Raw genomic sequence first — 24,275 nt, 5'->3', positions numbered from 1 at the left:
ATGCACAAAATTAAACAATTTTGAGCGAAATTTCAACAAAACCTGCCTGCGACCCTGTTCGTAAGGCTGCTACACACATGGAGATACTGCAAACGGCCGCCGAGTTGCAAGCACTAACTGAAACTTGGCGCCGGAACGGACAACGTATTGGGCTAGTTCCCACAATGGGGGCTTTGCACGAAGGACACCTGCAACTGGTACGCGCTGCCGCCGCGCAAAACGACGTGGTGATAACCAGCGTTTTTGTCAACCCTACTCAGTTTAATAATCCTGAAGACTTCCGGCTCTATCCGCGTCTGCCCGAAGCGGATGCGGCACTGCTAGCACCGGCTGGTTGCACGGCGCTATTCCTGCCTTCTGTTGAGCAGATGTATCCGCAGCCTACGGTGCTCCGTTTCGACTTCGGTCCTTTGGAGCGGGTAATGGAAGGTGCCCACCGCCCGGGGCACTTCAATGGGGTGGCCACGGTCGTGAGCAAGCTTTTTCACCTCGCACGTCCGCACCGTGCTTATTTTGGGCAGAAAGACTTGCAGCAGGTTACCATTATTCGGCAGCTCGTTGCGGACTTATCCTTTGACTTAGAGCTAGTTGCGTATTCCACTATTCGTGAATCCGATGGCTTGGCTATGTCGTCGCGCAATCGGCGCTTGTCGACCGCAGATCGGGCCGTGGCCCCGCGGTTGTACGAAGCTTTGCAACTGGGCGCAGAAATGGTGAAGCAAGGACAATCTCCATCATCCATCCGACAGGCAGTGCAAGCACAGTTGGCTAGTGCAGAAGCAATTAAGCTCGAGTATTTTGAAGTTGCCGATGCCCAAACCCTACAGTCGGTAGAAAAGGCGTGGACTCCTGGCCGGGCAATAGCGCTTTGTCTAGCAGCGCATTTGGGGGATGTCAGGCTTATTGATAACGTCATTGTTGACGTTGCTTAATCCATTCTATTATATGCATAATACGTTTATAATCAATGCCTCATGTATATAATAGAATGGATTACAAGCGTCGAATAGAATATGGTATCATAAATATAAGATATGATAAGATATGCAAAACATCGATGTGGCCGCCAGCAAGTCCTTCGTGCCCAAAGAAGGGGTGCAATTTGTTGGGACGGGTTTTAGCCACGGTACGCACACGGCCGGCACCATTGCCGCCGTCGACAACAAGATTGGCGTAGTAGGGGTAGCACCGGAAGCAACGTTGATCTTGGTGAAAGTGCTCGCCGATGGTGGTTCGGGTAGCTTTTCGTGGATGATCAACGGCATTTACTACGCCGTAACGCAGCAAGCCGACGTTATCAATATGAGTTTGGGTGGAACGTTCTTGCGCAACGGCAAATATTTAGATGACAACGGCACTCCTGACAACCCCGCCGATGATTTCGTTGGTCACGGATGCCAAAGGCACACAGGAGCTGATTGTGGCCATTGATAAAGTAACGGCTTATGCCAAGCAGCACGGCGTAACGGTAATTGCCTCGGCAGGCAACGATTCCAACGACGGCAACAAAGATCAGTCGTTGATCAACTTGCCACCTGGCGCACCAAGCGTGATTTCCATTTCGGCTACCGGTCCTCGTGGGTGGCTCTAGAATCCGGCTACAAATCTGGATGGGTTTGCTTCCTATTCCAACTATGGCACGCCCGACATCTCTTTCGCGGCCCCTGGTGGCGACTTCACGCTGTATCCGAATCCGGGCTTACGCCTACAACATGGTGCTAAGCACGGTGCCTGGCGGGAATTCCTTCTCTGCCGGTACGAGCATGGCCGCCCCGCACGCAGCAGGGGTAGCGGCGCTTGTCATCGGTAAAAATGGCGGCGATATGGCCCCCGCCCGCGTAGAGGCCGTTCTGCGTGCTTCAGCCGATGACCTCGGCAAGCCCGGTCGCGATCCGTACTACGGCTACGGACGTATAAATGCGTATCGCGCAGTAACTGAGCCTAACTAAAAGAACGTCCCAACGAGGCAGGAAAATGTGCCTGCTTTGTTGGGACGTTTTGCGTGCAGGTTAGTTTCGAATTCGAGTCGGAGCGTAATGTTTTGGTGCTGCAACTCCGGTCAGGGCAGCTACCTGAACGCCCTGCCAGTGTTCGGGGTGAAAAGCATAACTTTGCCAGTCTTATTCAACTGGTTTTTGCCCCATGCATATCGAGGTTCTCAAGTCCAAAATTCACCGCGCCAAGGTTACCCAAGCCGAACTGCATTACGTCGGCAGCATCACCATCGACGAAGATTTGCTCGATGCGGCCAACATGGTGGAGAACGAGAAAGTGACGGTCGTAAACGTCAACAACGGCGAGCGGTTCGAGACCTATACCATTCGGGGCGAACGCGGTTCGGGTATGGTATGCCTCAACGGGCCGGCGGCGCGTAAAGTAGCAGTCGGCGATATTATTATTGTTTTTTCCTACGCTCTTATCGATTTTGCGGAAGCGCGCACACACAAGCCGACCCTAGTATTCCCCGACCAGCATAATCGGTTGGTGTAATTTGCGCACGGTACGACTTTGGTCTTGCCCGATAAGTGTCTATAAACTAACGTTATACGCGTGAAGAAGCTGCTCAATATTCTAAAGTATGCCTTGCTGCTTGCCTTCTCCGGGGCCCTCATGGTATACGCTGTTCGTGGCCAAGACCTTAGTCGAATCGGGCAACATATGATGGAGGCTAATTACTTCTGGATGGGCCTCACCGTCATTATTTCGGCGATGGGCTATTTCAGCCGGGCCTACCGCTGGAAAATGCAAATTGATGCTACTGGCAACAAGCCCTCCTACTGGGACGTGTATCACGCCATGATGGTTGGCTACTTGGCCAACCTCGTGCTGCCGCGCCTGGGCGAAGTGCTCCGGTGCTCCGTACTCCGCCGCACCAGCGGCGTGCCGGTGCAAGTAGGAGTCGGAACTATGATTACTGAGCGCATCATTGATGTACTCGTGTTGCTGCTGGTGTTGAGCGCCACCTTACTGCTGCAATTTGACAAATTCTGGAGTTTTGTAACAAGTTTATTTTCAGATAAATACCAGTCCATCGCGCAGAACGAAACCACGCTGCTCATCGCTGCTCTAATCATTGTAGTGCTGCTTGTCCTGACGGGCTATCTGCTGTTTCGCAACTTGGAGCGGCTACGGCAACATGCGCTGTTCAACCGTCTGATAAGCTTTGTACGGGGTCTGTTGGCGGGCATATTCAGCATTCGCAAGCTAGAGCACAAAGGATTGTTCCTGCTGCACACCGTCTTTACGTGGTCGGTGTATTATTTCATGGGCTACTTGGCCTTTTTTGCTTTTCCCGCTACGCATAACCTGGGCGCGATGGCGGCTCTCGCCGTGCTTACATTCGGTACGTTTGGCATGGCGGCTCCTGTGCAAGGCGGCATCGGCGTGTATCACTTGCTGGTACAGAGCACGTTGCTGGTATACGGTGTATCGAAAGAAGCCGGCATTGCATACGCGTTGGTAGTGCACGGAACCCAAACGCTGCTGGTGGTGCTCATGGGCGGTATCAGCTTTGTCATGAGCATGATAAAATCGGGACGGGCAGCCCGGCAATTAGCCGTCGAGCCCATACCCGCAACGGTAGCGCTCGATGTGGAGTAAAGACAAAATATTCAGCCGTGAGGCCGTTGGACCAGTCTTGGAAGAGTGGCGTGCGCAAGGACGAAAGATCGTCTTTACCAACGGCTGCTTCGATCTGCTCCATCTCGGCCACGTTGACTATATGGAGAAAGCGCGCCATCTGGGAGGGGCTTTGGTAATCGGCTTAAACACAGATAGTTCGGTGAGCCGTCTGAAGCCCGGTCGGCCGCTGCAAGACGAAGTGTCACGTGCTCGGATTCTGGCGTCTCTTTTGTTTGTAGATGCCGTGGTTCTGTTCGACGAACCGACGCCGTTGCAGCTGATTGAAGTAGTTCGACCTGACATTCTGGTGAAGGGCGATGACTACGATATCAGTGGAATTGTCGGGCACGAGTTGGTGTTGAATAGCGGTGGGCAGGTGCTTACCGTACCACTCGTCGCTGGCTACAGCACGACGCGCATCGTCGAACGCATCCGCACGCAACTTCACTCTTAAAAAAGACACACCACTCATGTACTACAACGCAAGTCCCATTTACTTCCTCGTCATTCTGGCGATGATTGTGAGCTGGCTGATTCAGTGGCGACTGCGCAGCAAGTTTTCCCAATATGCCAAAGTCGGCTTGCATTCGGGCCTGTCGGGCCGCCAGATTGCGGAGTTGATGCTGGCCGACCACGGCATTACCGACGTTCGCGTGATCTCGTCCGAGGGCAAGCTTACCGACCACTATAACCCAGCCGACAAGACGGTTAATCTCAGCGAAGCCGTATACGAAGAACGGAGCGCCGCAGCGGCCGCCGTCGCGGCCCACGAATGCGGCCACGCCGTACAGCATGCCACGGCTTACAGCATGTTGCAGTTCCGCTCGGCTATGGTACCCGCTCTAAGCGCGGTTTCCAAGTTTATGCCCTTTATTCTGCTGGCCGGTATCTTCATGATTCGTACCACGCTCATTCCCTTGGGGTTAGGTATTGCCTTGTTCTCGCTCACGACGCTGTTCTCGTTCGTCACACTGCCCGTCGAGTTCGACGCCAGCCGCCGAGCACTGGCTTGGATTGATAAGCGCGGCATCGTAACTCCGCAAGAACATGCCATGGCCAAAGATGCGCTGTGGTGGGCCGCCATGACGTATGTAGTAGCGGCACTGGCCTCACTGGCTACGCTACTTTATTACGTGAGTATTTTTATGGGTAGCCGCGGTCGTCGCTAAGCCGTCGCTCTCCACATTATTAGAAACACCTCGTTGGTTTTTCAGCGAGGTGTTTTTTTATGCAATTGCCCTCAGAACTAAATAATTCAGAGGGCCAACTTATGTCCTAATGGGATTGTTGCAAAGCTGTACAGGATATGGCTAATTTTGAAGTCATTTCCCCACCCAACCGCACAAGCGGTACAATTTTCCACCCAAGGTTTTTACAATGGATTTTCAGTTCACCGAAGAACAACTTGCCGTGCAAGCGGCTGCCCGCGATTTTGCCCAAAGCGAACTCTGGGCCGGCGTCATCGAACGCGACGAGCATCAGAAGTTTCCTGCCGAGCAGGTCAAGAAGATGGGCGAGCTCGGCTTTTTGGGCATGATGGTGAGCCCCGAGTACGGCGGCGGCGGCATGGATACGGTATCGTACGTGCTGGCTATGGAAGAAATATCCAAAGTAGACGCCTCTTGCTCGGTAATTATGTCGGTTAATAACTCTCTGGTTTGCTGGGGGTTAGAGAAATACGGCACCGAAGAGCAAAAACAGAAGTACTTGACTAAGCTGACCACCGGCGAGCAAATCGGGGCGTTCTGCCTTTCCGAGCCCGAAGCTGGCTCGGATGCAACCATGCAACGCACCACTGCCGAAGACAAAGGCGACTACTACTTGCTCAACGGCACCAAAAACTGGATCACCAACGGTAGCTCGGCCTCTGTCTATCTGGTTATTGCCCAAACTAACCCTGAGCTTAAGCACCGGGGCATCAACGCCTTCATCGTGGAGAAAGGTGCACCGGGCTTTGTGATTGGGCCGAAAGAAAACAAGCTGGGCATCAGGGGGTCGGATACACACTCGTTGATGTTTACGGATGTGAAGGTGCCCAAAGAGAACCGCATCGGCGAAGACGGCTTCGGCTTTAAATTCGCGATGTCGGTCTTGGCCGGAGGCCGCATCGGTATTGCCGCGCAGGCGCTTGGCATTGCCTCGGGTTCCTTGGAGCTATCGTTGAAATACGCCAAAGAACGGAAAGCATTTGGTGTAGAAATCGCTAAGCATCAGGCAATTCAGTTCAAGCTGGCGGACATGGCTACCAACATCGATGCCGCTCGCTTATTGTGTTTACAAGCTGCCCACGACAAGGACCAACACCTCGACTATGCCAAGTCGGGCGCGATGGCGAAGCTGTTTGCTTCAAAAGTTGCTATGGATAGCGCCGTAGAAGCCGTGCAAATACATGGTGGTTACGGTTTTGTGAAAGAATTCCATGTAGAACGCTTCATGCGCGATGCCAAAATCACTCAGATTTACGAAGGCACCTCTGAAATCCAGAAAATTGTAATCTCACGGGAAATTCTGAAATAATTGAAGAATTGCCTGAAAAGCAGAAACGTTGCACAAAACCCAGCTAAAATTTGGCTGGGTTTTTCGTTTTTGTGAATTTTTATATGTTATTTTGCATTGTCTAAATCCAGACGACCTATCGGCTGGATTTTCCCGGCAATCCAACCAGCCCTGAAAGATGGAAGATTACAATAAAGTGATTGAGTCGCTTGGAGTCCGCTACATTAAAGCGAAAAACTTGGTGCTCCAGCAGCCTTTCACCGTGCGCAATTATTATGATGTTGGCAACAATCTCATACTGTTGCACAAAGGCCGTATTGCCTTCGGTGATGAGGAACAAGTGGTAGAGGAGGGTGAAATGTTGTTCATCCCAGGGGGCCGTGCTACGAAAGTAAGCTACGGCGAAGGCGGCGGTAAAGTAATTACCAACGACGATCTGATTAGTAATAAAGATAAGTTCTTTCATTCCAACACCGATCTGGACCTGATCGGCGACGCGGAAGAAAGCCACAGCCACGTAAGCTTCGAAGCGAAGGTATTTGACTCCGTCAACTTCTTTGCTTCGCTGGACGTGCCAGCTTTCCTGATCACAGGTAATTCGAAGCTAGCAAACCTCGTCATTAAGATTGTTGAGGAAAGCTTGCAGGATTTGCCTGGTCGGGAACGTCTGATCACGATTTATACCGAAAACCTCGTTGTAGAGATTGTGCGCTATATTCTGCGCAACAAGATGTTTGTGGAGCAACTGGCCACCAACAGCACCTACTTCAAGGATCCGCGTCTGATCGATCTGTTCAACTACATCAAGGAGAACATCGGCGGCGATTTGTCCAACAAAGTGCTGTCGAGCGTAGCCAACGTTTCGGAGGACTATGTAGGTCAGTACTTTAAGATGCTGACGGGTATCAACCCGCAGGACTACATCGAATACCAGCGCATGGAACGTGCTGTATTCCTGCTTCGTACGACCAAGAAAAGCATCCGCGACATCGGCAAAGAAGTTGGGTACAAAGACACGGCTTACTTCTGCCGTCGTTTCAAGATGATGTTTGGCATTCCAGCTGGCAAAATGCGCCGTCGGGAATCTGCAATGAATATCTAGTCACTTACTTATTAGCTGGTTGCAAACAAGAGGGCCCGGACTTTACAGTCTGGGCCCTCTTGTTTATATATATAGTATATAGAAAAGCTTTGCGCAGCCCAGCTACCTCTTACATGCTCAGATCGAGCACCGAGTTGAACGTGCGAACAATTCTGGAAACTTCCGGGAGAAAATCGGGATTTTTCTCAATGTGGTTACCTACTACGAGTACATCAGCACCCGCAGCGAGGGCGGTTTGGGCTTTCTCAGCGGTATTGATGCCGCCGCCAACGATCAACGGCACGTCTACGGCGTGCCGAACTGCGCGGATCATGGTAGGTGCTACAGGATACATAGCACCACTGCCGCCGTCGAGGTACATGAGGCGCAAGCCAAGCTGTTCGCCAGCCATGGCGGTGCAGGCGGCGATATTGGGCTTGTCGTAGGGCAGGGGAGTAGTACCACTGATGTAGCTCGCTGTCGTCTGGCGGCCAGTATCCACGAGCATGTAGCCGGTGGGAAGAATTTGCAACTCACTAGCTCGCAGCAGTGGAGCCGCGATAACGTGCTGACCAATAAGAAATTCCGGATTGCGACCCGAAATCAGAGACAAAAGCAAAATCCCATCGGCCTGCGAGTCGAGGTGTAGGCTGTGGCTCGGAAACAGCAACACGGGCACTGCACTGCGGCTTTTTATAAGCCGAATGAGCGACGCTTGGTGAGAATTCATCACCAAGCTGCCGCCCACAAAGAAGTAATCAATCGGATGAGACTCGCTCAGTTCCAGTAAATGCCGGCAACCCGCCTCGTTCAGGTGGTCGGGATCAAGCAACACGGCCAGAGACTTCTGGCCGCGTGCCCGGCGTTTACAAAGAGCTTCATAGAGGCTGCTGAGGCGCATCCGCGTCGGTATGGTAAGTAAAATTGATGTCGTGCGTTTCGGGTTCTTGTGCCGAAGCCGTCGTTGTGCCTGCAAGGTCGGGATTTTTGTCCAGAGGCAAATACTCGCCTACCTTTTTAGCCACGTAAGCCATGAGCACCGCAGTTACTTGGGCAATTAGCATTTTGCCCGTATCGGACGCCATAAACGACTGAAAAGCCGAGGCCACAATGGAAGAAGCTTCAGGCTGCGAGTAAGCAGAAGAAGCGAATGATTTCTGCGGGAAACGACGAGCATCGTCGGAAGCCAACGGCGGAAACGGGTCGGCATCGGTGTGATACACGTCGGGCGCAATGTGCGCCCGGTTGTGTGCTACATTACCCCGGTCGAAGCTGTGGCTACCGGCACCAAAGCCTAAATCATCGGAAGTAGCCCCATGGGTATTGGCCACCGGCACAGGTGCTTTCGCGCGTGTTTTTTTGGCTTGCTTGAGTTGGCGCTTCGAGCGCGGTGCGTCAAGGTCGTCGTGCGATGATTTTTTGCTGCGGAAAGCTTTGGATATGAGCCAGATGCTGCCGACCAAGCCAGCGCCAATCAGCGCTATTTTGCCGACCTGCTGGGTCTTCTCCTTAATGTTATCAACATCGCCCAGAAGAGCGCGTTCGTACTCAAGCTTCTGACGCTCCAAAAACTCTTTCTCGTCTTCGAACAGCGGATTGTTCAGCTCTGCCATGCGTGTAGTTATTCTTGACGTTTGTCAGATTTATAAATCGTATTGTCCAGCAGTTTGTCGGCCAAACCCTGGAAGAGTTTTTTGTCGACACCCACCACAAAGATGATGAGCAACAGCAGGTAAAAGCCGGCCACAATGCCAAAGCCCCAAAAGGTGCTGTCGAGCGCGTCGTTGAGCGCCAAGCCGGCGAATATGCTCAGAAAAATTAGAAACATGAGCCCGATCAGGCCCATCGTAACGCCGTGTGCCGTGCCGATAAAAGCATTCTTGACCTTCTGTTGTACTTCGAGGCGCACCAAGTCGATGCGGGTGTCGAGGTAGCCCATCAGATTCCCGATGAGGCTGTCATTGCGGGGCGTTTTGGTAGCGTCGTCGTCGGTAGCCATACGGCGAAAGGATAGAGGTGCGAAAAACGATGTATAGAAAGCAAAGCGCAGAAAAACAGCTCCCAAGCTGCAATTTCTGGCTGCCCCTTCCATACGGCAAATGGAGCTTTTTGTCTGAAAATTGCGTTACTTTTACCTTATACTGCCGTGCTTTGAGTCAGAATTATTATCATGTGCTGGGGGTTTCGGCCTCGGCCACAGACCGAGAAATCAAGGCTGCGTACAAGCAGTTGGCTATCCAGTACCACCCCGATAAGCACGGCGGTAGCACGAAATTCGAGGAGCAATTTAAGGCGGTGAACGCGGCTTATCGGGTGCTGTCGGACCCCGCCCGTCGTGCTGCCTACGACCATCAGCTGCGCCAGGAAGTGCTGCGCGCCGAGGCCATACTCCGGCAGCAACAGTTCCGGTCGCAGTCGCAGCGTGTGTACGGAGTGCCGATGCCGCCGCCTGCGCCGCTGCGCACCCGCCGGCCATCAACTTCATCGGAGCGTCATTACCGGCCCATCCCCAAGCGGCAGGCCAAGTTTACGCGCCGCGATTACCAATTGACAGCGGCAGTTGTCGGAGTGCTCATACTGTTTTTGGTTTCGGTTAAGGTAACCATGGACCATTTTGCGGCCGTTAGCAACTACAAGGATGGCCTGCGGGCCTACACCGAGCGCAGGTGGAGTACGGCGGACAGCTATCTGTCAGAAGCACTGCGCTTTAAGCCCGATTATGCGGCAGCTCTTCAACGGCGGGCCGAAATCAGGCAACTGGTATACCGCGACTACAAAGGGGCCCACTCCGACTATTATGCTGCTTTGCGCGAGGCCCATTCGGCAGGGGAAGTGGCGCCGCTGCTCTTTCGGATGGGCCAATGTGAAGCCAGCTTAAATCGGCCCGATTCGGCGGAGCTCAACCTTACCCGCGCGTTGGCCCTCGATTCGACGATGAGTGGCGCTTGGCTCACGCGTGGCGAAGTTCGGCTCTTCGACAAACGGCGTTTTGAGGCCGCCGTCCAGGATTTCAGCACCGGCTTGCGCCAGCGCGCCGAACTAGGGCGGCCTATTGATTATAAATATTTAACCTACCGTGGGTTAGCCAGCTTCAAGATTCAGAATTTTGGGGCGGCGCGCGAAGATTATCGGCAGGTTTTGATCGCTAATCCGGGCAATGGGCAGGTTCATTTTCTGCTTGGGCGCTTGGCACAACAGGAAGGAAACGAAGAAGCCGCCTGCGAATTTTTCAGGCGCGCCGTCGCGTTGGGCTACGCTTACGCCGACGAAGCCCGCCGACAAAACTGCCCCTGACCCGGGCGAGGTGCACACACGCTCCGGATTTATGAAATCATGGAAAATATAAATAATTGATTATTAAGTAGTTATATTTTCCATCTTACAAAGGCTTCAATGGCCTCATATTCGGGTAGGCCGAGTTGGTCGTAGATTTTGGCGGTGGTGCGGTTGCGCTCCTCGGCGCGTTGCCAAAATTCGCGTTGGTCGGCACCCGGAAACAGCGGTCGGTCTTTCTGCGACTGGTGCTTGAAAATGGCGCGACGCTTGCGCGTTAGCTCTTGGGGCGAGATGGGTACGGCCATTTCGATGCGGTCGATGTCCCACTCCTGCCACGCACCCCGGTATAGCCACACCCAACAGTCTTTTAGCCACTCGCAGCCTTCGGCTTTCAGCTGCTGCAACGCCTGGAAAACCGCCGACAAACAGACGCGGTGCGTACCGTGCGGGTCGGAGAGGTCGCCGGCGGCATAGATTTGCTGAGGTTGTATTTGGTTCAGCAGGTCCACCGTGAGTCGAATGTCTTCCTCGCCCAACGGTTTTTTGCGCACCCGGCCGGTTTCGTAGAAGGGCAGGTCCATGAAGTGCGCATTTTCGTCGGGGATGCCGGCATAGCGACAAGCCGATTTGGCCTCGCCCCGGCGAATCAACCCTTTGATTTGCTGCACTTCCGCCGAGTCAACCTGGCCAGGAGCTTTGTTTTTGAGCGAATCTACTACCCGCTCGTACAGCGTTTCGGCCTGTTGCTCATCCAGCCGGAAAGCCGCGTCGTAGTCGGCTACAAACTCGGCGAAGCGAATGGCTTCGTCATCAAAAACCGCAATGTTGCCGCTGGTTTGGTAGGCTACGTGCACGTCGTGGCCTTGGTCAACGAGCCGCAACAGCGTGCCGCCCATCGAAATAACATCATCGTCGGGGTGGGGGCTGAAAATAAGCGCGCGCTTCGGAAACGGAGCCTGCCGCTCGGGCCGGTACGTGTCATCTGCATTGGGCTTGCCACCCGGCCACCCCGTAATGGTGTGTTGTAACTCATTGAATACCCGAATGTTGCTGTTGTAGGCCAGCCCCGATTCGTTCAGGAGTTCCGAAAGGCCATTTTCATTGTAGTCTTCGTCGGTTAGCTTTAGAATGGGCTTTTGCAGTGTGCGCGCCAGCCACGTGAGGGCTTTGCGCACCAAGGCTTCGTCCTGCCAGTTGCATGGCAAACCGGCCAGCCAGGGCGTTTTGCGCTGGGTGAGTTCGGCCGCGGCGGCATCGTCGAGAATGACGCTTACTTCCGGGTGTTTTTGCAGGTAAGTGGCAGGCACCGAATCGGTCATTTCGCCTTCTACCATGCGCTTTACCACTGCCGCCTTGCCTTCGCCCCAAGCCAGCAGCACAATGCTGTGCGCCTCCAATATGGTCCCTACGCCCATCGTAATGGCGCGGCGCGGCACATTTTCCTCCCCATAAAAATCACTGGCCGCATCGGTGCGGGTGATGTGATCGAGCGTGATGAGGCGCGTGCGCGATGCGGCCCCCGACCCAGGCTCGTTGAACCCGATGTGGCCCGTGCGCCCAATGCCCAAAATCTGAATGTCGATGCCGCCCGCGGCCCGGATCTGCTCTTCGTAATGCCGGCAAAAATTAGCTACCTCTTCTTGGCGTACCGTGCCGTCGGGAATGTGCACGTTCTCGGGCCGAATGTCGATATGATCGAACAAGTATTCGTGCATGAAGCGCACATAGCTCTGCAAAGAGTTGGGCTGCATGGGATAATACTCGTCCAGGTTGAAGCTGATGACGTTCTGAAAGCTAAGGCCTTCCTCTTGATGTAAGCGCACGAGCTCTTCGTACATGCGCGTGGGCGTGGAGCCGGTTGCCAACCCCAACACGCACATGCGCCCTTCGGCCGCACGGTTGCGAATCAGCGTTGCGATGTCGCGGGCAACGGCGACGGACGCCTCTTCCGAATCGGGATAAATGGTGGTAGGAATACGTTCGGCGGGATGGTTTTCGAAAGAGTGCATGGCGAAAAATGAATAACGCTGCGAATGAAGAACCAGGAAGGAAAGGCCCGGCGTGATCTCTTCAAGGGAGATGCCGGAGTTGTGAGTGCTAGTTTATAAAAATATACTTGGCCCGCCGTATTTTATTGGGCTGTTCTGCCCTTTGGCACGTCACGGGAGAAAGTGCGCCTGAAAAGAATCAGATTCTTGTTATCTTTCCCAACTATTGCTTCCTCTGCTACTTGCCCAACTGGCTGGTATTGGAAAGGCAATCCGCCCCCTCGAATCGGCTGACACCCTTTTTCAGCAATTCGCCCGACCAACTTACACCTATTGCACTTTCCGTCCCAAACCACCGGATTGTGCTCATGTTCTTTTGCTTGCTGCGTTCACAGAGCAGATTTTTTTTCCTGATAGTAGCTTGGCTGCTGGCTTTTCCCCTGGCAGCGCAGGTTCGGCCCGCTTTGGTAACGGGCACGGTCCGTACAGCAACTGAGCTGCCGATCGAATATGCTACCGTTACGCTGCTGCGGGCCACTGATTCGGTAGTTGTTAAGGCTGATTTTACCGACGTCGAAGGTCATTTTCGACTAGAGCCAGTTCCTGCCGGCCGCTACTTAGTGTCCGTCGCTCAGATTGGGTTCACGCGCGTATGGGCGGGGCCGCTGGAAGTCGCGGATGGCGCGGTACCGCCGTTGGCTTTCATCTTGCAAGCTAGTGCGGCTACCCAACTGCAGGGCGTAACCGTGACGGAGCGCAAACCGCTGTTTGAGAAGCGCCCGGATCGGACGGTGGTAAATGTGGAAGGAAGCTCGCTGGCCGCGGGCAACACCACGCTGGATGTACTTGGCCGCTCGCCCGGCATGTCGGTCGATGGAAACGATAACCTCTCGTTGCGGGGTCGGCAGGGGTTGTTGGTCCAGATAAATGGCAAACGCATCCCCCTGACGGGCGCCGAGCTGGCGGACTACTTGCGGGCGTTGCCAGCGGAGCAAGTGTCTACTATTGAGTTGATTACAAATCCTTCGGCCAAATACGACGCGCAGGGCGGGGCCGGCATCATTGCCATTAATCTCAAAAAAGACCAACGTATGGGCGCTAACGGCAGCGCCAACATCAGTTACGGCCGCGGACGCTATGGCAAATTTAACACGGGCCTGTCGCTGAATTACCGGCAGAAAAACCTCAACGTCTACGGAAGCTACGCCTATCTCGACCGTCAGAATTACCAGCTGCTCACGTTCGACCGTAAGTATTTCGACAACGACGCGCTCCTGATCCGGACTCATCAGCGCAATGACGTGCGCAGCAACTTGCAGTCGCACACCTGGAAAGCTGGCCTGGATTATACAGTAAATCAGCACCTTACACTAGGGGCAATGCTCAGCGGTCTGGCCAACCGGTATCCCTCGACCACCCAAAACGTGTCGGAGTTTTTCAATTCGCAGAGCCAGTCCGACAGTCTTTACTCTGTTCTCAACAAGCGGGCCTGGCATACGCCCAACGGCGCGGCCAACTTCACGCTCCGCTACCTCTTCACGGCCGACTCGTTGGGCGCGGCCGAACTCACGGCCGATGCCGACATGGCCCGCTATACCACCGATCGTCAACAACGGCTGACGACTACTTATAATGTGCCGAGTCGCGCTCCGCGGCTGCTTACGGGGCAGCAAGACGGTACGCTCACCATCCAGTCGGCGAAGGTCGATTATACGCGCCCGATGCGCCACCATTGGCGTCTAGAAGTCGGCGGGAAAGCGAGTAAAGTACAGTCTGTCAATGATTTAGCGTTTGTAAAAACAGTCAATGGCAACAGCATTCTCGACCCTGATAAATCAAACCACTTTCAGTACGACGAAAATATCAACGCCGCGTATCTGAATTTTGGGCACACGCTCCCCGGTTTCACGCTCAACGCCGGCTTGCGCGCCGAGCAGACCAATGCCACAGGCCGGCAGGAAACGGACAAGCCCAATGCCGATTTCGATCGGCATTATTTGCAACTCTTCCCCAACCTGAATGTGAGCCGCAAGCTCAACAAGAACCACGAACTGGGGCTGTCGCTTAGCCGTCGCCTCGACCGCCCGACATACAACCAGCTCAACCCGTTTCGCTTTTACATTGATGCGACTTCGTATCGGGCGGGTAATCCGTTGTTAAAACCGCAGGCCAGCTACCGGGCTGAGGTAACGCACACCTTTCGCCAAAAGATCGTTACCAGCCTCAGCTACGCCTATACCGATCAGCCGTTCGTGAGTGTGTATGTGCTGGACAGTGATCGACTGGTTCGGTCTACGGATGTGAATTTGAAGGCGTTACATAACTATTCTCTTTCCTTGACTGCCCCACTAGAGCCCACCAAGTGGTGGAAGTTCTATGGCAATGCCGAGCTGTTTTTCGCCAACTACAACGGCAGTCTGCTGGGCTCGGTCCCGCCGACAGGGAAGTTTGCTGTTCTGTTGAGCGCCAACAATTCCTTGCAGTTGGGCAAGACCTGGACCGCCGACGTGAACGCGAGCTACGAATCTCGACAGCGCTACGCATTCCTTACCCAGCGCAGTTTTGGCCAACTGGCCGTGGGCGTACAGAAAAGCGTCTATGATGGTCGAGGCACCCTGCGCCTGAACGCAACGGATGTGCTGCACACCAACATTCTGCACGCGACCTCGCGCTACACGGTGTTTGAAGAGATTTTTAATTCCTCGCAGGATACTCGCGTCGTGACGCTCTCGTTCAGCTATCGCTTCGGCAACGACAAAGTAGCGCCCACTCGCAAGCGCACCACCGGTGCCGAAGACGAAAAGCGGCGGGCGGCTGGGCAGTAAACCCTATACTATTGCAAGTATTTGATTATTAGTCACTTGTAATAGTATAGAATGTTGTGAGCATAACGAACCCCTTAAAAAGGAAAAGCCCCTCATACGCAATGTACAAGGGGCTTTTCTGTGGTGACGAATGGAATCGAACCATCGACACAAGGATTTTCAGTCCTTTGCTCTACCAACTGAGCTACGTCACCATTTCCCGTCGCTTTCGCATTGGGAGTCGCAAAAGTAGTAAACCAAAACAATAGCGCAAGCCCCAGAGTAAAAAAGTTTTCAGCGAAAAGCCTACATATGTTAGGCATAACGAGTATTTTTCGGAACCCAACCCAAACCTAGCCCTTTCCTGTGACCATTCAGAATATCATTTTCCTGTTGGTAGCCATTGCCGGCTTCGGCCTATTTGCGTGGCAAGTGCGGAAAATCCGCGCCAACATCCTTGCCGGCCGCGACCGCGATATGTCTGGCAACGTGAGCGAGCGCCTTAACAAAACGCTGCTCGTCGCCTTTGGGCAGCAAAAGATGTTTAAGCGCATCACCCCGGCCTTGCTTCACTTGGTGGTTTACGTGGGGTTTCTGGTGATTAATATTGAAGTAGTTGAAATCCTGATCGACGGGATTTTTGGCACCCATCGGGTCTTGGGCTTCATGGGGCCAGTATATGCCGCCCTGACGGGTACCAACGAAATCCTGGGCGCACTCGTGGTTCTGGCCGTAGTCGCGTTTTGGTGGCGCCGCAACCGCTCGCAGCCAGTACGCCGCTTCACGGGTCCTGAGCTACGTGCCTGGCCTAAGCTCGACGCCAACATCATTCTGTACGTGGAAGTGATCCTGATGCTGGCCCTGTTTACCATGAACACCGCCGATCTGAAGCTGCATCAATTGGAAGGCCGCGACTTGGCGGGCGCCTTCCCCATTAGCTCCCTGCTGACGGGCTTATTCCCTAGCAACGCCACGGCGCTGGAAGTGCTGGAGCGCGTAGGCTGGTGGGCGCACATTGTAGGTATCTTGTTATTCCTGAACTACTTACCTTCTTCGAAGCATTTTCACATCATCATGGCTTTTCCAAACGTGTATTACTCGCGTTTGGTACCGCAGGGGCAGTTTTCGAACGTGGACAGCATCACCCACGAAGTAAAGGCCATGATGGACCCTAGCTACCAGGTGCCCGCGCCGGCCACCAATCCCGATGGTTCGGCGGCCGCACCCACGCCGTTTGGGGCCAAAGACGTGAACGACCTGGCTTGGACGAACCTGCTGAACGCCTATTCCTGCACCGAATGTGGTCGTTGTACCTCCGTTTGCCCGGCCAACTTAACCGGTAAGCTGCTCTCGCCGCGCAAAGTCATCATGGACACCCGCGACCGGATGGAGGAGAAATACAACTCCCCGTTGATATTTCAGCCCAACCTATACGGCGCCGAGGCCAAGCATGCGGAAGCAGAAGTAGTTGATAAAGAAAACCATACGCTACTTCGGGGCTACGTTACTCCTGAGGAGCTATGGGCCTGCACCACGTGCAATGCGTGCGTAGAAGCGTGCCCCGTAAACATCAATCCGCTGGAGAGCATCGTGGAGATGCGTCGCTTTTTGGTGCTGGAAGAATCGGCGGCGCCTAACTCATTGAACGTGATGTTCTCGAATATTGAGAACAACGGCGCGCCGTGGGCTTTCTCGCCTTCGGACCGTTTTAACTGGGCCGATGATTTGTATGTGGCTGACAAACAAAGTATTGCCACGGCTTAATTAGAACCGTTCGCCCTTTGGTGAATGGCAAGAATCACAATTTACTGACAACCGTCAACTGTATATATGGCTGAGCAAACTGCCAAGCGTCCCGTAACTGTTCCTGTCATGGCCGACCTGGCCGCTCGTGGCGAAGAGCCCGAGATTTTGTTCTGGGTAGGATGCGCGGGCGCTTTCGACGACCGCTACAAGCGCGTGACGCGTGCTTTTGTGCGCATTTTGGAGCACGTAGGCGTGAAATATGCCGTGCTGGGCATGGAAGAAACATGCACTGGTGACCCCGCCAAGCGTGCCGGCAACGAGTTTTTGTTTCAAATGCAGGCCATGCAGAACATCACCACGTTCGAGGGGTACGGCATCAAAAAAATCGTGACGGCTTGCCCACACTGCTTCAACACCATCAAAAACGAATACCCGGCGCTGGGCGGCAACTACGAGGTAATTCACCACAGCACATTTCTGCAACAGCTTATCAACGAGGGGCGTGTGAAAGTAGAAGGGGGCGAATCCTATAAAGGCCGTCGCATTACCTTTCACGATTCGTGCTACCTGGGGCGGGCCAACAACATCTACGAAGCGCCCCGCGCTGTGCTCGAAGCGCTTGACGCTGACTTAGTTGAGATGAAGCGCAGCAAGGCCAACGGCCTGTGCTGCGGTGCCGGCGGCGCGCAGATGTGGAAAGAGCCCGAGCCCGGCAAGAAAGACATCAACATCGAGCGCACTGAGGAGGCATTGGCTACGCTCGACGGCAATGCGGCTGCGCTCGACAACCTGTATGGCGTTGAAAGTGGCAACGCGGGCGCTACCCCGGCTCCGAAAGGCAACAGCCAAAATAGCATCATCGCCGTGGGGTGCCCGTTTTGCATGACCATGATGAGCGACGGCGTGAAAGGCAAGGAGCGCGAAAACAACGTGCAAGTGTTTGACCTAGCCGAACTTGTTGCCTCGGCCGAAGGGCTGAACGTGTAAGCAAAAAGGCGCTCAGCAACTGCGTTATCGCTACATTTCCTGCCCCGCCGGAACTTCCCGGCGGGGCAGTTTATTTTGTAGAAAATGAATTTGCCTTTGCGCCGTTATAAGCATGGAAACACTGCAGAGGTACTCAAATGCTTGTCTGTATAAGTGTTTGATTAATAGATAGTTGTAAAAACAATATGTTTGTTTCATTCGATCAGCTTCCGGCGCATGCGCGCATCTGGATTTATCAGGCCAACCGGCGCCTCACCGACGCGGAAATAGCGACCGTGCAGCCCGCACTTGCGCAGTTTTCCGCTGACTGGACCAGCCACGGCCGCGCTTTGCAGGCATCTGCGGCCATTTTGCACCATCAGTTTCTGGTCATTGGCCTAGACGAAGCCGTTGCCGACGCCAGCGGCTGCTCCATTGATGCTTCGGTGCGGTTTGTTAGGGAACTAGAGGCATATCTGGGAGTGACGCTGCTCGAAAAGTCCCAGCTGGCCTTTCTGATCAACGACCAGGTGAAGCTGATGGATCGGCGCGAATTACGGGCCGCTGTCGCCGAGGGCCGTCTGCAATCCGATACCCTGTACTTCGATAACACCATAGCTCAACGCGGACAGCTTGCTGCTGCGTGGCCTGCTCCGGCTGCCCAAACGTGGCTGGCGCGCTATTTTCAACCGTCGGTAGCCCGTTAAACCTTCTGGGTTGCTGGCGCAGCGGACCATACTATTCCTGCGTAAATTAGTATTATTGCCAGTCGTAGCGAACCAACGCCAGTCCCACCCGACGACCTCTTTATTCCTGTATCTCCCCATGAGAAAACTACTGTTACTATATGTTGTGGCGGGCTCGTCGGCGCTGCTGAGCGGGTGCGCTGCCTCAAGCGGTGGCCCCATGAGTAAGGCCGATAAGCGCTTTGCCCGCGGTGAATTTGAGACGGCTATCAAAATGTATAAGGCGGACGTGGCCAAAGGACGCAACATTGCGCAAGCCAATTACCGCGTCGCCGAATCGTATCGCTTATCGAACCGCATTGAGCAGGCCGAGGGGTACTATAAGGCTGCCATCGACGGCGGGGTGAAAAACGGCGATGCCCCTTTTTACTACGCGTTGGCTTTGAAGGCCAACGGAAAACTCGACGAGGCCGCGGCTTTGTTTGATAACTACGTCGAAAACGGCAAGAATCGGCAGCTGGCTGCTCGGGCCGAAGTAGAAGCCAAGAACGCGCGCCTCAGCAAAGACGTGGTGGCTATGCGCAACCGCGACCAAATAACTCCGCTGGATCAGGTCAACTCCGAATCGTCGGATTTCAGTGCGACCATCATGCCCGATACCAAAGAACTGGTGTTTGCCTCAGGCCGCGACGGCAAAAAGTATTTGGGTAACGGCCAGGGATTCAATGACTTGTACGCCGTTAAATTTGACGATGCCGAGAAGATGACCGGCGGTACGGTGCGCAAGCTGGAGCCCATTTTCAATACCGAAGACATGCACGAAGCCAGCGCCACGTACTCGCCCGATGGCAAAACGGTGGTGTTTGCGCGCTCCAACAGCGGCAAAAAGAAAGGCTACCTCAGCGTCGATTTGTGGGCGTCGTACTTCCGCAGCGGTGCCTGGACGGAGCCCGCGTTGATCAACATCAACAATCGCACGGCCGACGATTTCTCGCCTGTGTTCTCCCCCGACGGACAGACGCTGTATTTCGCTTCGGGCCGCAACGGCGGGCAGGGTGGTACCGATCTGTATAAAGCCACGCTGGGAGCCAACGGCCGTTTTTCGCCCCCGGAAAACCTGGGTGATCAGATCAATACGCCCGGTAACGAAAGCTTTCCAGCCATTGCGCCCGATGGCACTTTTTACTTCTCTTCCGACGGGCATCCGGGCCTGGGCAAGCTCGACATCTTTATGGTGGACAAGGGAAAAGTGAAGAACCTTGGCGCCCCCATCAACAGCAGCGGCGACGACTTCGCCCCGTATTTTGTCAGCAAGAATACCGGCGTGTTTTCCTCCGATCGGGCGGGGGGCAAGGGCAGCGACGACCTGTATCGCTTTAAGCGTCAGACCTATAAGTTCGTGACCTTCTACGCCGATGGCAATGTCGTAGAGCGCGATGATAAAACCGGAAAGGTAGCGCCGCTGGCCGGCGAAACCGTGACGGTATTTGGTCCCAATGGCCAGAAGCTTCAGGACATCACCGCGGGCCCCGACGGCAAATTCAGCTTTAAGCTTGACACCGCCGCTACGTACTCGCTGGTGGCCGATCGGCCGGGGTACTTCACGGCGCGCAACTCACTGACCACCGTGGGCCGCACGCCGCCGCAAGACCAGCTAACCGAAGACATGACCGACATCCGCATTCCGATTACGCTGACCTTGACCAAAATCGTTAAGAATAAGGCGATTGTGGTGGAGAACATCTTCTACGACTACAACAAAGCCGATATTCGTCCGGATGCGGCCGTGGAACTGGACAAGCTGGTACAAACTCTCAACGACAACCCCAAAATCACGATTGAGCTAAGCTCACATACTGACTCGCGGGGTAAGGATGCATACAACTTGGCTCTGTCGCAGCGCCGGGCTCAGTCGGCCGTCGATTACATCATTTCGAAGGGCATCGACAAAGCGCGCATCACGGCCAAAGGCTACGGCGAAACGCGTCCTGTGATCAAAGCGGCCAAAACCGAAGACGAACACCAGCGCAACCGCCGCACCGAATTCAAGGTGACGCGAATTGATGAGTAACTGATTGGTAATAAGGTGTTTATAAAAATAGCCGTTTCGGACGAAGCGGCTATTTTGTTTTAGTAGGATATGGCTGCCCATCCAAGTAGCGGTAAATTCAACAACGCCTATACTTTGGCATTTCTCTGGCACAATACTTGGCTTTAATGGTATTACCGGGGTGAATGGTCGCCTTGGGTAAGCTGCCACTGCCATGAAAAAGGCATTACTTCTTTGCTTCGGTCTGTTCCTGCTCCTGTCTTCAGCACTTCGGGCTGCGCCGGCCAACGCGAATTTCGCTTCCGAGCGCGGCGTGCTTTTCCAGCTGGTGTTCGACGGGCGTCCGTTGACGCGCGGAGCCATTAGCCAGGTGCACATCGACCGGTTGGCGCCGGGCTATCATATGGCCGAGTTTGTGGTGCCAGCAGGCCGGGGACGGGCGGTAAACTTTCGGACGCGCGTATTCCTCGATTCCGGTCTGGAATCCAGCTTCGTGCTGGTAGCCCGCCCGGGTTACCCCCTGACGCTGCGCATGGTAGCAGCCGTGCCCATCCGCGGCGGGTACGGGCGCTCATACCCAGGTGGCGCGTATCCGGTTCCGGCACCCGATCCGCGTTATCCTAATGGCACTTACGACGGAGGCGGCTACAATCAGCCCAACCCCGGCGGGGCCTATCCTGCTCCCGGCAATCAGCCTAACCCTGGCGGATCGTATCCGGCGCCGAACCCTAATAACTATCCCAACTCCGGTAGCTATCCTAACTCCGGCAGTGGCAATTACCCGCCGCGGGACGGTGGCTACTACAACGGCACCGACGACTTGCCGCTGCTGGCGCCGCAGGAAGTAGACCAGTTGCTGCGTGCGGTGCACAGTGCTTCTTTCGACGACAACAAAATGGCCATCGCCCGGCAGGCGCTCAGCGAATCGGTTGTGCGGGCTGATGATTTGAGAATGCTGCTGAAAGAATTTTCCTTCGACAAATCACGGCTGGAGCTGGCCAAGTTTGCCTATCCGCAAGTGGCTGACCGTCAAAACTTTTATCGCGTCTACGACAGCTTCGATTTTAGCTCCAACGCGCAAGAATTGCAACGTTACGTCGAGCAAAGCCGCGGCGGTCGATAGACCAACTATGCCCTTACACAAAAAAGGCTCTCGCGATATTCCGCGAGAGCCTTTTTTGTTGTTTGGAGAGCTTGTTGTGCCTAGCGCAAACGGTCCATCGATCGTACTAGTTGTTCGTCGCGCCGAATAAAACGGCTGGCCAACAGATTGAGTACTAAGGCCAACGTGGGCAAATAGAAGCCGGCTTCAAAAGTGCCGGGAATTTTTACGTTGAGCATTTGTTCTGCCACCCCGGAGTAGTAATAGCTGGCCCCGATGGTAGCCACAATCAGAAGCAGGTTGAAAAAGCCCAGCTTCAGTTGTAGAAAGCGGTTGCGGTACTGGAAAATCTCGAACAAGGCTACGGCCGCCGAGGCCAGCGCCAATGCCACAATGGCGTACGTGCTGGTTGTGACCGACATGCCCGGATCGGCGTGGGCGTAGGCTATCTTTGTGGAAGTTAAGACAAGTTCCTGCTTACTGAGAGGGTCGGTTTTGCTCCAGATCGGCAGGAACACCACGCTGAGCATGGCTACGGCCAGCAACAGCAGGAATACGCTTTGGATTCTTTGTATCATCTTTGTGTTTTGTCAGTTCCGGCTAGCCTTGCTTTGGGCGGTCGGGCCGGCAAAAGTAGCCAACAACGAGCGGAATAACCGCATTACCAGCCAATGTCAACTGCTTATATCGTGGACGCCGTCCGCACGCCCATCGGCAAATTTGGGGGTGCTCTCAGCAGCGTACGTCCCGACGACCTAGCCGCGCACGTTCTGCGCGAGCTTTTACGCCGCAATCCTTCGCTGGACAAAGCGGCGGTAGAAGATGTAATTATCGGCGCAGCCAACCAAGCCGGCGAAGACAACCGCAACGTAGCCCGTATGGCGGCGCTGCTAGCGGGTTTGCCCATCACAGTGCCTGGCGTGACTGTCAACCGTCTTTGCGGTTCCGGGCTGCAAACCATCATGGATGCGTCGCGCGCCATTTGGTCGGGCGAGGGTGATGTATACTTGGCTGGCGGTGCCGAAAGCATGACCCGCGCGCCCTTCGTGATGGCCAAGTCGACGACCGCTTTTGCGCGTGACTTCACTGCGCACGATACCACGCTGGGCTGGCGCTTCGTCAATCCGCGCTTAGCCAAAATGCACCACCCGTATGCCATGGGCGAAACGGCTGAGAACGTGGCCCGTAAGTACGGCATCACACGGGAAGAGCAAGACGAGTTCGCCTTTAACTCCCAACGCAAATACCACCGCGCCCAGGAGAAAGGGCGCTTCCGTCGCGAAATCGTGCCGGTGTTCGTAGGGCAGCCCAAAGGCGACACGGCCTTATTCGACACCGACGAGCCGCCGCGCTTGTCGACGATGGAAAAGCTGGCTAGCATCAAGCCGGCTTTCCAACCCGTGGACGGTACTGTTACGGCGGGCAACTCCGCGGGCATCAACGATGGCGCGGCAGCAGTAATGGTAGTAGGAGAAGAAGCCCTGAAGCGCTTCAGCCTCAAGCCGATGGTGCGCGTGGTGGCTACGGCCGTGGCAGGCGTCGATCCGGCGTATATGGGCCTGGGTCCGGTGCCGGCTACGCAAAAAGTATTGCAGCGCGCCGGTCTGACCCTCGACGACATGGACCTGATTGAGCTCAACGAAGCCTTTGCTGCCCAAAGCATTGCCTGCATTCGGGAGCTGAATCTGAACCCGGAAAAGATCAACGTCAACGGCGGATCCATTGCCATCGGTCACCCCCTGGGCGCTAGCGGCTCGCGTATTACGGCCACGTTGGTACACGAAATGCAGCGCCGCGAAGGTGTGCGCTATGGCCTTGCTACCATGTGCATCGGCGTGGGTCAGGGTATTGCCATTATCTACGAAAAGGTTTGATAAACAAGTTGTTAGCCGCGCATTATGGCCGAAAACCTGCTCCGTCCGACGTTGGATTTGCCCGTCCCTGGAGCTCGGTTGCGTCCGTGGTGCGCGGCTGATGCTACGGTGCTGGCCGAGCAGGCCAACGACCGCGGAGTGTGGCAAAACCTGCGCGACGTCTTCCCGCATCCTTATTCGTTGGGCGATGCCGAGTGGTACATCAACTTTGTGTCGGATGTGCACTCCCGCGATGTGCACTTGGCCTTTGAGGTAGACGGCGAGGCGGCCGGCAGCATCAGCATCATGTTCAAGAGCGACGTGCATTACCGCAGCGCCGAGATCGGTTATTGGCTGGGGCGTCGCTACTGGGGAAGGGGCATCGGTACGGCGGCCGTACAAGTATTGTCCGACTACGTGTTCCGCCATTTCGACATCTGCCGGCTGTACGCCACGGTGTTCGCGCACAATGCGGCTTCGGCGCGGGTGCTCGAAAAAGCCGGCTACGAACTAGAAGGATGCCTGCGCAAAAGTATGACCAAAGACGGCGAAACCTTCGACGGACTTTTGTATGCGCTTGTTGTGTAATTAATTGATAATTAGATA

General features: G+C 54.8%; 24 protein-coding genes and 1 tRNA gene. 19 read left to right on the top strand and 6 right to left on the bottom strand.

Annotated features, from left to right (window positions below; genetic code table 11):
- Window positions 1-77 precede the first annotated feature (77 nt).
- The 10 genes from panC (at window position 78) to H9I52_RS18625 (ending at window position 7,219) form a co-directional block, all read left to right on the top strand.
- Window positions 78-932: a pantoate--beta-alanine ligase gene (panC, locus tag H9I52_RS18670; protein ID WP_139515223.1), complete on the top strand. Its 855-nt coding sequence runs from the start codon at window positions 78-80 to the stop codon at window positions 930-932.
- A 112-nt stretch (window positions 933-1,044) separates the two neighbouring features.
- Window positions 1,045-1,431 carry a S8 family serine peptidase gene (locus H9I52_RS23275; protein ID WP_139515222.1) on the top strand — a complete coding sequence of 129 codons (387 nt, stop codon included), beginning with the start codon at window positions 1,045-1,047 and terminating at the stop codon, window positions 1,429-1,431.
- The gene (locus tag H9I52_RS18660; RefSeq protein WP_187455114.1) at window positions 1,376-1,591 is read left to right on the top strand and encodes a S8 family serine peptidase; all 216 of its coding nucleotides are present in this window, start codon (window positions 1,376-1,378) and stop codon (window positions 1,589-1,591) included. Before H9I52_RS23275 ends, H9I52_RS18660 begins: the two co-directional genes overlap by 56 nt.
- Before the next feature lie 43 nt (window positions 1,592-1,634).
- Entirely contained in the window at window positions 1,635-1,949 is a 315-nt protein-coding gene (locus tag H9I52_RS18655; RefSeq protein ID WP_187455113.1) for a S8 family serine peptidase, read from the top strand.
- 193 nt (window positions 1,950-2,142) lie between these two features.
- Window positions 2,143-2,490, top strand: a complete 348-nt coding sequence (gene panD / locus H9I52_RS18650) for an aspartate 1-decarboxylase (RefSeq protein ID WP_139515219.1) — start codon at window positions 2,143-2,145, stop codon at window positions 2,488-2,490.
- Between the two features lie 60 nt (window positions 2,491-2,550).
- A complete protein-coding gene (locus H9I52_RS18645) occupies window positions 2,551-3,600 on the top strand; it encodes a lysylphosphatidylglycerol synthase transmembrane domain-containing protein (RefSeq protein WP_187455112.1) in 1,050 nt (349 codons plus the stop codon).
- Complete coding sequence (rfaE2, locus tag H9I52_RS18640) at window positions 3,590-4,075, top strand: D-glycero-beta-D-manno-heptose 1-phosphate adenylyltransferase (RefSeq protein ID WP_187455111.1); 486 nt, start codon at window positions 3,590-3,592, stop codon at window positions 4,073-4,075. Before H9I52_RS18645 ends, rfaE2 begins: the two co-directional genes overlap by 11 nt.
- Before the next feature lie 16 nt (window positions 4,076-4,091).
- On the top strand, window positions 4,092-4,790 hold the full coding sequence (locus H9I52_RS18635; protein ID WP_139515216.1) for a zinc metallopeptidase: 699 nt from the start codon (window positions 4,092-4,094) through the stop codon (window positions 4,788-4,790).
- Window positions 4,791-4,998: 208 nt separating this feature from the next.
- Entirely contained in the window at window positions 4,999-6,138 is a 1,140-nt protein-coding gene (locus H9I52_RS18630; RefSeq protein WP_139515215.1) for an acyl-CoA dehydrogenase, read from the top strand.
- Between the two features lie 157 nt (window positions 6,139-6,295).
- Window positions 6,296-7,219, top strand: a complete 924-nt coding sequence (locus H9I52_RS18625; protein WP_139515214.1) for a helix-turn-helix domain-containing protein — start codon at window positions 6,296-6,298, stop codon at window positions 7,217-7,219.
- A gap of 109 nt (window positions 7,220-7,328) precedes the next feature.
- On the opposite strand, the gene H9I52_RS18620 is transcribed toward H9I52_RS18625, so the two are convergent.
- From H9I52_RS18620 to H9I52_RS18610, 3 genes are read right to left on the bottom strand one after another with little or no spacing between them, the layout of a single operon-like run.
- A complete protein-coding gene (locus H9I52_RS18620; RefSeq protein WP_187455110.1) occupies window positions 7,329-8,099 on the bottom strand; it encodes a geranylgeranylglyceryl/heptaprenylglyceryl phosphate synthase in 771 nt (256 codons plus the stop codon).
- A complete protein-coding gene (locus H9I52_RS18615; RefSeq protein WP_187455109.1) occupies window positions 8,077-8,811 on the bottom strand; it encodes a hypothetical protein in 735 nt (244 codons plus the stop codon). The genes H9I52_RS18620 and H9I52_RS18615 overlap by 23 nt, the downstream gene beginning before the upstream one ends.
- 8 nt (window positions 8,812-8,819) lie before the next feature.
- Window positions 8,820-9,197: a phage holin family protein gene (locus H9I52_RS18610; RefSeq protein ID WP_139515211.1), complete on the bottom strand. Its 378-nt coding sequence runs from the start codon at window positions 9,195-9,197 to the stop codon at window positions 8,820-8,822.
- Between the two features lie 152 nt (window positions 9,198-9,349).
- Here H9I52_RS18610 and H9I52_RS18605 point away from each other — a divergent pair, with 152 nt between their 5' ends.
- The gene (locus H9I52_RS18605; RefSeq protein ID WP_187455108.1) at window positions 9,350-10,492 is read left to right on the top strand and encodes a J domain-containing protein; all 1,143 of its coding nucleotides are present in this window, start codon (window positions 9,350-9,352) and stop codon (window positions 10,490-10,492) included.
- Window positions 10,493-10,563: 71 nt separating this feature from the next.
- Here the strand turns inward: H9I52_RS18605 and nagB are convergent, their stop codons facing one another.
- On the bottom strand, window positions 10,564-12,483 hold the full coding sequence (gene nagB, locus H9I52_RS18600; RefSeq protein WP_187455107.1) for a glucosamine-6-phosphate deaminase: 1,920 nt from the start codon (window positions 12,481-12,483) through the stop codon (window positions 10,564-10,566).
- Between the two features lie 359 nt (window positions 12,484-12,842).
- Between nagB and H9I52_RS18595 the strand changes: the two genes are divergently transcribed.
- On the top strand, window positions 12,843-15,287 hold the full coding sequence (locus tag H9I52_RS18595) for an outer membrane beta-barrel protein (protein WP_187455106.1): 2,445 nt from the start codon (window positions 12,843-12,845) through the stop codon (window positions 15,285-15,287).
- 121 nt (window positions 15,288-15,408) lie between these two features.
- On the opposite strand, the gene H9I52_RS18590 is transcribed toward H9I52_RS18595, so the two are convergent.
- Window positions 15,409-15,481, bottom strand: a tRNA-Phe gene (locus tag H9I52_RS18590).
- Window positions 15,482-15,632: 151 nt separating this feature from the next.
- Here H9I52_RS18590 and H9I52_RS18585 point away from each other — a divergent pair.
- From H9I52_RS18585 to H9I52_RS18565, 5 genes are all read left to right on the top strand, one after another.
- On the top strand, window positions 15,633-17,030 hold the full coding sequence (locus tag H9I52_RS18585) for a 4Fe-4S dicluster domain-containing protein (protein ID WP_187455105.1): 1,398 nt from the start codon (window positions 15,633-15,635) through the stop codon (window positions 17,028-17,030).
- A gap of 108 nt (window positions 17,031-17,138) precedes the next feature.
- Entirely contained in the window at window positions 17,139-17,999 is an 861-nt protein-coding gene (locus H9I52_RS18580) for a (Fe-S)-binding protein (protein ID WP_187455284.1), read from the top strand.
- A 185-nt stretch (window positions 18,000-18,184) separates the two neighbouring features.
- Entirely contained in the window at window positions 18,185-18,685 is a 501-nt protein-coding gene (locus tag H9I52_RS18575) for a hypothetical protein (RefSeq protein WP_187455104.1), read from the top strand.
- A 118-nt stretch (window positions 18,686-18,803) separates the two neighbouring features.
- The gene (locus H9I52_RS18570) at window positions 18,804-20,735 is read left to right on the top strand and encodes an OmpA family protein (protein WP_187455103.1); all 1,932 of its coding nucleotides are present in this window, start codon (window positions 18,804-18,806) and stop codon (window positions 20,733-20,735) included.
- 193 nt (window positions 20,736-20,928) lie between these two features.
- Window positions 20,929-21,837, top strand: a complete 909-nt coding sequence (locus H9I52_RS18565; protein WP_187455102.1) for a DUF4476 domain-containing protein — start codon at window positions 20,929-20,931, stop codon at window positions 21,835-21,837.
- An 80-nt stretch (window positions 21,838-21,917) separates the two neighbouring features.
- On the opposite strand, the gene H9I52_RS18560 is transcribed toward H9I52_RS18565, so the two are convergent.
- Window positions 21,918-22,394, bottom strand: a complete 477-nt coding sequence (locus H9I52_RS18560; protein ID WP_187455101.1) for a DUF4293 domain-containing protein — start codon at window positions 22,392-22,394, stop codon at window positions 21,918-21,920.
- A gap of 93 nt (window positions 22,395-22,487) precedes the next feature.
- Here H9I52_RS18560 and H9I52_RS18555 point away from each other — a divergent pair, with 93 nt between their 5' ends.
- Together H9I52_RS18555 and H9I52_RS18550 are read left to right on the top strand one after the other, a co-directional pair.
- Window positions 22,488-23,690: a thiolase family protein gene (locus H9I52_RS18555; protein ID WP_139515202.1), complete on the top strand. Its 1,203-nt coding sequence runs from the start codon at window positions 22,488-22,490 to the stop codon at window positions 23,688-23,690.
- A gap of 24 nt (window positions 23,691-23,714) precedes the next feature.
- Window positions 23,715-24,257, top strand: coding sequence for a GNAT family N-acetyltransferase (locus H9I52_RS18550; protein ID WP_187455100.1), 543 nt, complete (start codon window positions 23,715-23,717; stop codon window positions 24,255-24,257).
- Window positions 24,258-24,275 lie beyond the last annotated feature (18 nt).

The sequence above is a fragment of the Hymenobacter sp. BT491 genome (assembly GCF_014349165.1).
Taxonomy (GTDB): Bacteria; Bacteroidota; Bacteroidia; order Cytophagales; family Hymenobacteraceae; genus Hymenobacter; species Hymenobacter jejuensis.
This window is presented reverse-complemented; position numbering and strand designations above follow the sequence as displayed.